General features: G+C 43.4%; 4 protein-coding genes and 1 pseudogene. 2 read left to right on the plus strand and 3 right to left on the minus strand.

Translation table 11 applies throughout. The annotated features are described in order from the left end of the window. Positions 1-73 precede the first annotated feature (73 nt). Positions 74-1,498 carry a diguanylate cyclase domain-containing protein gene (locus QUA90_RS25575; RefSeq protein WP_333324556.1) on the minus strand — a complete coding sequence of 475 codons (1,425 nt, stop codon included), beginning with the start codon at positions 1,496-1,498 and terminating at the stop codon, positions 74-76. Between the two features lie 229 nt (positions 1,499-1,727). On the opposite strand from QUA90_RS25575, the gene QUA90_RS25580 reads away from it, so the two are divergent. Continuing rightward, the gene (locus tag QUA90_RS25580) at positions 1,728-1,883 is read left to right on the plus strand and encodes a hypothetical protein (protein WP_333324554.1); all 156 of its coding nucleotides are present in this window, start codon (positions 1,728-1,730) and stop codon (positions 1,881-1,883) included. Positions 1,884-1,917: 34 nt separating this feature from the next. Continuing rightward, entirely contained in the window at positions 1,918-4,944 is a 3,027-nt protein-coding gene (locus tag QUA90_RS25585; RefSeq protein WP_333324552.1) for a PAS domain S-box protein, read from the plus strand. A 245-nt stretch (positions 4,945-5,189) separates the two neighbouring features. Here the strand turns inward: QUA90_RS25585 and QUA90_RS25590 are convergent. Together QUA90_RS25590 and QUA90_RS25595 are read right to left on the minus strand one after the other, a co-directional pair. After that, positions 5,190-5,768: pseudogene (locus QUA90_RS25590) on the minus strand (Uma2 family endonuclease). An 87-nt stretch (positions 5,769-5,855) separates the two neighbouring features. Then, the coding region (locus QUA90_RS25595; RefSeq protein ID WP_333324550.1) for a tetratricopeptide repeat protein at positions 5,856-6,425 on the minus strand (570 nt) is incomplete at its 5' end.

The raw sequence follows: 6,425 nt of genomic DNA on the forward strand, positions 1-6,425 counted from the left end.
TATATTTAACTCACCTTGAATATATCGATCGCTCCTGCTAGTGGTCTGCGATCAATTATTCAGCAAACCCTAATTATATTAGTTCGTCATCGTCTCGACGATAAACATGAACACAGTTGCGACCTTTGCCTTTGGCAGCATAACAAGCTGCATCAGCCGCCCCCATAACCTCCATCAAATCAGGGCTGTCTTGGTTAATGGCAACAACTCCAATACTGACCCCGATGATAAAGGTTTTGCTATCCCAAATAAACCGAAACTGATGCACTAGGTCTTTGAGGTTTTCCGCAATTAGAGCGGCTTTAGAGAGGGGACATTTAGTAAGCAAAAGACCAAATTCATCACCTCCCAAGCGAGCCAGTGTGTCATTAGCGCGGACTCCCTTTTGTAAAAGTGTAGTGATTTGGCGCAGTAGCTCATCGCCAGCAATATGACCAGCGGTATCGTTAACGACTTTGAACTTATCTAAATCTAAATAACAGAGAGCGTGCTGCTGATTGCTATCTTGAACAGAGGCGATCGCCTCCATTAGTCGCTGCTCAAATCCTCGACGGTTGATTAAACCCGTCAGAGCATCGTGACTGGCTTCCCAAGAGAGTTGACGAGCAAGATTGCGCGATTCGGTAACATCATGAAAGACGATGACTGCCCCGATAATTTGACCTTGGCAGTCTCGAATCGGTGCTGCTGAGTTCTCAATGGCATACTCAGTCCCATCGCGCGCAATCAGTATAGTATGGCTAGCTAAGCCCACAATTCGCTTCTCCAACAGAGCCTTGCCGATCGGATTCTCTACTGGCTTTCGCGTTACTTCATTGACAATTTCAAAGACTGTAGACAGGGGGAGTCCCTTAGCCTCATGAGCCTTCCAGCCTGTCAGTTGCTCAGCGATAGGATTGAAAAATCGCACATTACCTTGAGCATTGGTAGTAATAACTGCATCACCAATCGATTGGAGGGTCACTTGAGCGAGTTCTTTTTCGGCAAAGAGGGACGCTTCGAGACGTTGACGTTCTTCCATTTCTCTCAAGAGACGTAAATTCTGCTCTTGGAGGCTTTTTTGCAACCGTCGGATGGTTAGGTGAGTTTCGACACGAGCTAATACTTCTTCGGCGTGAAACGGCTTAGCAATATAATCTACGGCACCAACAGCAAGCCCCTGAACCTTATTGAAAGTTTCATTGAGAACACTCAAAAAAATTATCGGAATGCTTGCGGTTTGCTCGTCAGATTTTAATTGTTTACAAACTTCATAGCCATCCAAATCGGGCAATTTAATGTCGAGTAAAATTAGTTCCGTCCATGGCGATTGGGCGGCTCGGAGCGCCATTGCGCCTGTTGTGGCACAGCGAACTTTATAACCATGTGCGCTCAAAGTACGGTCCAGAAGACGCAGGTTATCAGGCAGATCGTCAACAATTAAAATATTGCCTCGGTAGTTGGTAGCTGGATCGCTAACTCTATCGTTAGTTAGATCGAGAATGCTACTGCTTTCCATAGTTTCTTACCCTAGGACTATAAGCCTATGAATAAGAGTATAGTTGAATTGTGAGGTTATAAACTCACTTTACGCAGAAAGAAGTCCTGCGATCGCAGAGTTCGAGGAATGGCACGCTGCCACAGCCCCTACAAAATCTGACTTGTTGAGGTAGGGATAATCCCTCCGTAGTTGCCCTTCTTCGTTTCGGCTAACATTAGGAGAACATTTTTTCAACGCAATCTGCTGTATGAACAAGCACATTTCTGAAAGGGCAAGTATACTCGTCATTGCGATCGGATTTCTCGTGCTGCTAGGTTGGCAATTTGACATCTCCCTACTCAAAAGTGATTTTCCCGGTAAGACTTCGACGATGAAGCGGGCCATGGCAGAACTCAATCGCTAAGCACTTCAGCACTCATGAATAATGCAGGTTAAGTATGATTACACAATTTTTTGAGAGTGGAGGATTCATTCCTCATGGTCACTGCTATCTCTGGCAAACAAACTTAGTAGGATTACATATTTTATCCGATGGTTTAATCGCTTTAGCTTACTACTCCATCCCCATCATGCTAATCTACTTTGTGCGACAGCGCCCAGATACTCCTTTTCCGAAAGTATTATTTCTGTTTAGCGCCTTCATAATTGCCTGTGGTACAACTCATATCATGGAAATTTGGACGCTTTGGTTTCCTACTTATTGGATTTATGGAGGACTTAAAGCTATTACTGCTCTGATTTCTATATATACTGCATCTGAGCTAGTGTTTTTAATTCCATCAGCCTTAGCTTTACCTAGTCCAGCTCAACTTATTGTGGCGATTCAAGCCTTAGAGAAGGAGATCAATGAGCGCAAGCGGGCTGAAAACGAACGCAAACAAATTGAGGTGGCTTTACGAAACAGTGAAGAGCAGTTTCGCAATGCGTTTGAAAATGCGTCCATTGGAAAGGCGATCGTTTCACTTGATGGGCACTGGATTAAAGTAAATCCTGCCTTATGTCAGATTCTTGGCTACTCATCAGAAGAGTTGTTAGCGTTAACTTTCCAAGACATTACCCATCCCGACGATTTAGACCTGGATCTTAGTTATGCACATCAACTATTAGCAGGAACAATTTCAACTTACCAAATGGAAAAACGCTATTTCCATAAACAAGGACATATAATTTGGATTCTTCTTAATGGATCGCTCGTACAAGATGAACAGGGAAATCCACTGCATTTTATTGCTCAGATCCAAGAAATTACCGCTAAGAAAGAAGCTCAAAAGGCGCTAGAGCTTCAGAGTCTTATTATCCATAACATGGCAGGTGGAGTGTGTTTAATTAAAGCCTCAGACCTCACGATCGTCTACACCAATCCTAAATTTGACGCTATGTTTGGCTACACAGATGGCGAACTCGCAGGTCAACCCGTTAGTGTCTTGAATTATGTCGATAAAGAGGTAACACCAGACGCAAGCGTTCTAGATATTGTCACTCAACTTGAGCAAAAAGGAGAAGCACAATATGAAGTCTACAATAAGAAAAAAGATGAAAGACTTTTTTGGTGCAGAGTTCATACATCTAGGTTTGAGCATCCTGAATATGGAACTGTATATGTTGCCGTTCAGGAGGATGTGACAGATCTGAAACAAGCTGAGCAAGCTTTGCAAGCTACCACAAATCGCCTTAACTTTCTCCTGAACTACAGCCCCGTCGTTATTTTTGGCTGTAAACCGGGTGGCAATTATGCCGCAACGTTCATGAGCGAAAATATCAAAGATGTATTGGGCTATGAAAGGATTGATTTTTTAGAAGATTCTGACTTTTGGGTGCATAACTTACACCCAGATGATTTAGAACGAGTGGTTAATGGCTTAGAAAATCTATTCGTCAATGATTTTTATTTCCATGAATACCGTCTTCGTCGCTCAGATGGGGTTTATCGCTGGATACTCTGTCAACTCAGACTAATTCGAGATCCTGCAGGTAGACCAGTGGAAATGTTGGGATATTTAATTGACATTAACGATCGCAAACAAGCCGAGTTAGAACTTGAGCAAGCTAAAGAAGCCGCAGAGACAGCAAACCGAGCCAAAAGTATGTTCCTGTCCAATATGAGCCACGAACTCCGTACTCCTCTCAATGCTATTTTGGGATTTACGCAATTGATGAGTTACGATCCTGTTCTGACTCCCGAACTCCAACAAGATTTGGCGATCGTCAATCGTAGTGGCACACATTTATTGGAATTGATTAACGACATTTTAGATTTATCTAAAATTGAGAGCGGACAGATGACACTCTCTCTTTCTGACGTTGACCTCAAGTTTTTGCTGATTTCTCTTGAAGAAATGTTGCAAATTAAAGCCCAATCAAAAGGATTGAAACTCATTGTCGAGCGAGATACAAATCTTCCCCAATTTGTGCATACCGATGAGAAAAAACTGTATCAAGTTTTAGTCAATCTGCTCGGGAATGCAATTAAGTTTACTAATCAAGGAAGCGTCACCTTACGAGTAATATCAGAACATATCGACCAAACGTCCTGTCGCCTATGTTTTGAAATTGAGGATACTGGAGTGGGAATTGCTCCAGCAGAAGTTGAGAGCTTATTTAAGGCGTTCGTGCAAGCTGAAGCGGGGAATAAATTGAATCAAGGTACTGGTCTAGGTCTAGCTATCAGCCAAAGATTTGCCCAACTCATGGGTAGTCAGATTCGGGTTCAAAGCACATTGAATCAGGGCAGCATTTTTTACTTTGAACTTGCGGTAAAGCTACCTCAAGGAGTCTGCCTTGCTTCAGAATTGCTTACACAAAGAGTGATTGGTATAGCTTCAGGACAACCAACTTACCGCATCCTTGTGGTTGAAGATGTAGAGGAAAATCGCCGCTTATTGGTCAAACTCCTTATCTCAGTGGGTTTTGAGGTGCGCGAAGCAACACAGGGAGTTGAAGCACTATCCCTGTGGGAAAGTTGGTCCCCACACCTGATTTGGATGGATCTACGAATGCCGATCATGGATGGCTACACAGCTACCAAACGCATTAGAGAACACCCTCATGGAAAAGAGACTGTCATTATTGCTTTAACTGCCAGTGCTTTTGAAGAAGATCGAGAGAAAGTTCTTATGGCTGGTTGTGACGACTTTATGAGCAAGCCATTTCAGGAATGCCTCGTCTTTGACAAACTCGCTCAATACTTGGGAGTAGAGTACATCTACACAGTTGTAGGAAAAGATTCCCAAAAACTATTTGTTGATTCTTTATCTCCAGAAGATCTAGCCGTGATGTCCTCTCAGTGGTTAGAAGAAATGTATCAAGCTGCCTACTATGTTGATCCTGAAGTCATGAACGAGCTAATCAAACAAATTCCCGCATCTCAATCAACCCTTTCCAGTTCGCTAATTGATTGTGTCAATAACTTTAACTATGACCAAATTCTGGAGTTAATTCGACCTCTGCTCCCGAATCCAGTTTAGTTATCGATTTTAAGGACAAAGAAGCTATAGGGAGCATCTCATATTTGTAAAAACACTTTTTCTGGCTTCTTCGTTCTTCCTCTTCCCTCTTCCCTCCTGCCTCCTGCCTCTTCCCTCTTCCCTCCTGCCCCGCAGCCTCAAAACCCTCCCGATCCAACTCGCTCTGACTGGCATTCCTCACTACGAAATGGTAACGGTTATTTTATTGAAGATGATACGATATAATAAGTCAAAAGTTAATTCTGCTAATTCCAAATTTTTTGCAAATTTAGAATAAATCCCGGCAAAACATTTTCCCCAGAAAGAGTGAGAGGAGATTGTAAAACTTCCACATCTTGACCGGGGCGATAAATTTCAACTTCGCGTTTGTTGCGGTTAATCAGCCAACCCAAAGGGCAGCCATTTTCCATATATTCTTGCATTTTTTCCTGACTTTTTTTCAAACTGTCGCTGGGCGAGACTAATTCAATGACAAAATCGGGACAAAGGGGGATGAATTTTTCTCTTGGTTCTGGCGTCAAAGCTGACCAGCGAGATTTTTATACCCAAGAAGCATCGGGAGATCGATCGGCTTTGTTGGGAAGGGTAAATCCTGTGGAGGAACCAAACACTTCTCCGAGTTCGGTTTGTTCGTTCCACACATCCAATTGGGTAGTCAATTTGACATTGCGTTTCCCTGTTTCTCCTCCGGTTGGCGGCATGGCGATTAATTCTCCGTTGGCGTTGCGTTCGAGTTTCACGTCTGGGTTTTCTTCGCACAGTTGATAAAACTGTTCTGAAGTTAGTTTAATCAGGGAGTTGAGGTTTAAGGTGATAGCAGTCATGGTTATTTACCTGCTGTTTTTATGAACTACATTAAGAATTAAAAATGGGATTACTCATTTTTAATTCTTAATTATTAACTTCTCATTTTACTGCAATTGTTTGATTCGGGTGAGCGCGTCTTGATAGGCGCTGGTTCTGCCGCCTTGCTTGTAAAGTTCTGCTGCTTTTTGAAAGTCGGCAATTGCTTGGGGTTGGTCTTTGTTGTCCAGGTAAGCTAAAGCTCGGTTGTAGTAAGCGTCGGCAAAACCGGGATTGGCTTCGATCGCCCGCGTGTATGCTTCAATAGCGCTAATAGCGCTAATAGCGCTAATAGGCCTGGGCCCGCGGGTTGTTTCGAGGCTGGCAATGAAAGTGCGGGCATTGCCGATATTAAAATACAATTCAGGGGTATATTTGGGCTTGAAAGCGAGTGCTCTGTTGAAATCGGCGATCGCCTCCCAAGCATCTCCTTGATCTAACAGCGAAAGTCCTCGAAAATAATAGGCTTGGGCGTCTTGCGGATTGGTGGTGGATACCGGGCCGATCGTTGCGGGAGTATTGTCTACTTTCAACTCGGATTTGTTGATTCCCGCCGCCACTAGCTTCGCGATAAATGTATTGATGGGAACTGCTGCATTAAATCCGGTTTTAATCGGGGCGACTTCGCCGGAACTCGT

Origin of the sequence: Microcoleus sp. D3_18_C4 (genome assembly GCF_036702355.1) — a bacterium.
GTDB lineage: Bacteria > Cyanobacteriota > Cyanobacteriia > Cyanobacteriales > Microcoleaceae > Microcoleus.

What these genes read in the sequence shown, in the direction of transcription:
- QUA90_RS25575 (WP_333324556.1), bottom strand. Translation starts at nt 1,498, where the DNA reads ATGGAAAGCAGTAGCATTCTCGATCTAACTAACGATAGAGTTAGCGAT.
- QUA90_RS25580 (WP_333324554.1), top strand. Translation starts at nt 1,728, where the DNA reads ATGAACAAGCACATTTCTGAAAGGGCAAGTATACTCGTCATTGCGATC.
- QUA90_RS25585 (WP_333324552.1), top strand. Translation starts at nt 1,918, where the DNA reads ATGATTACACAATTTTTTGAGAGTGGAGGATTCATTCCTCATGGTCAC.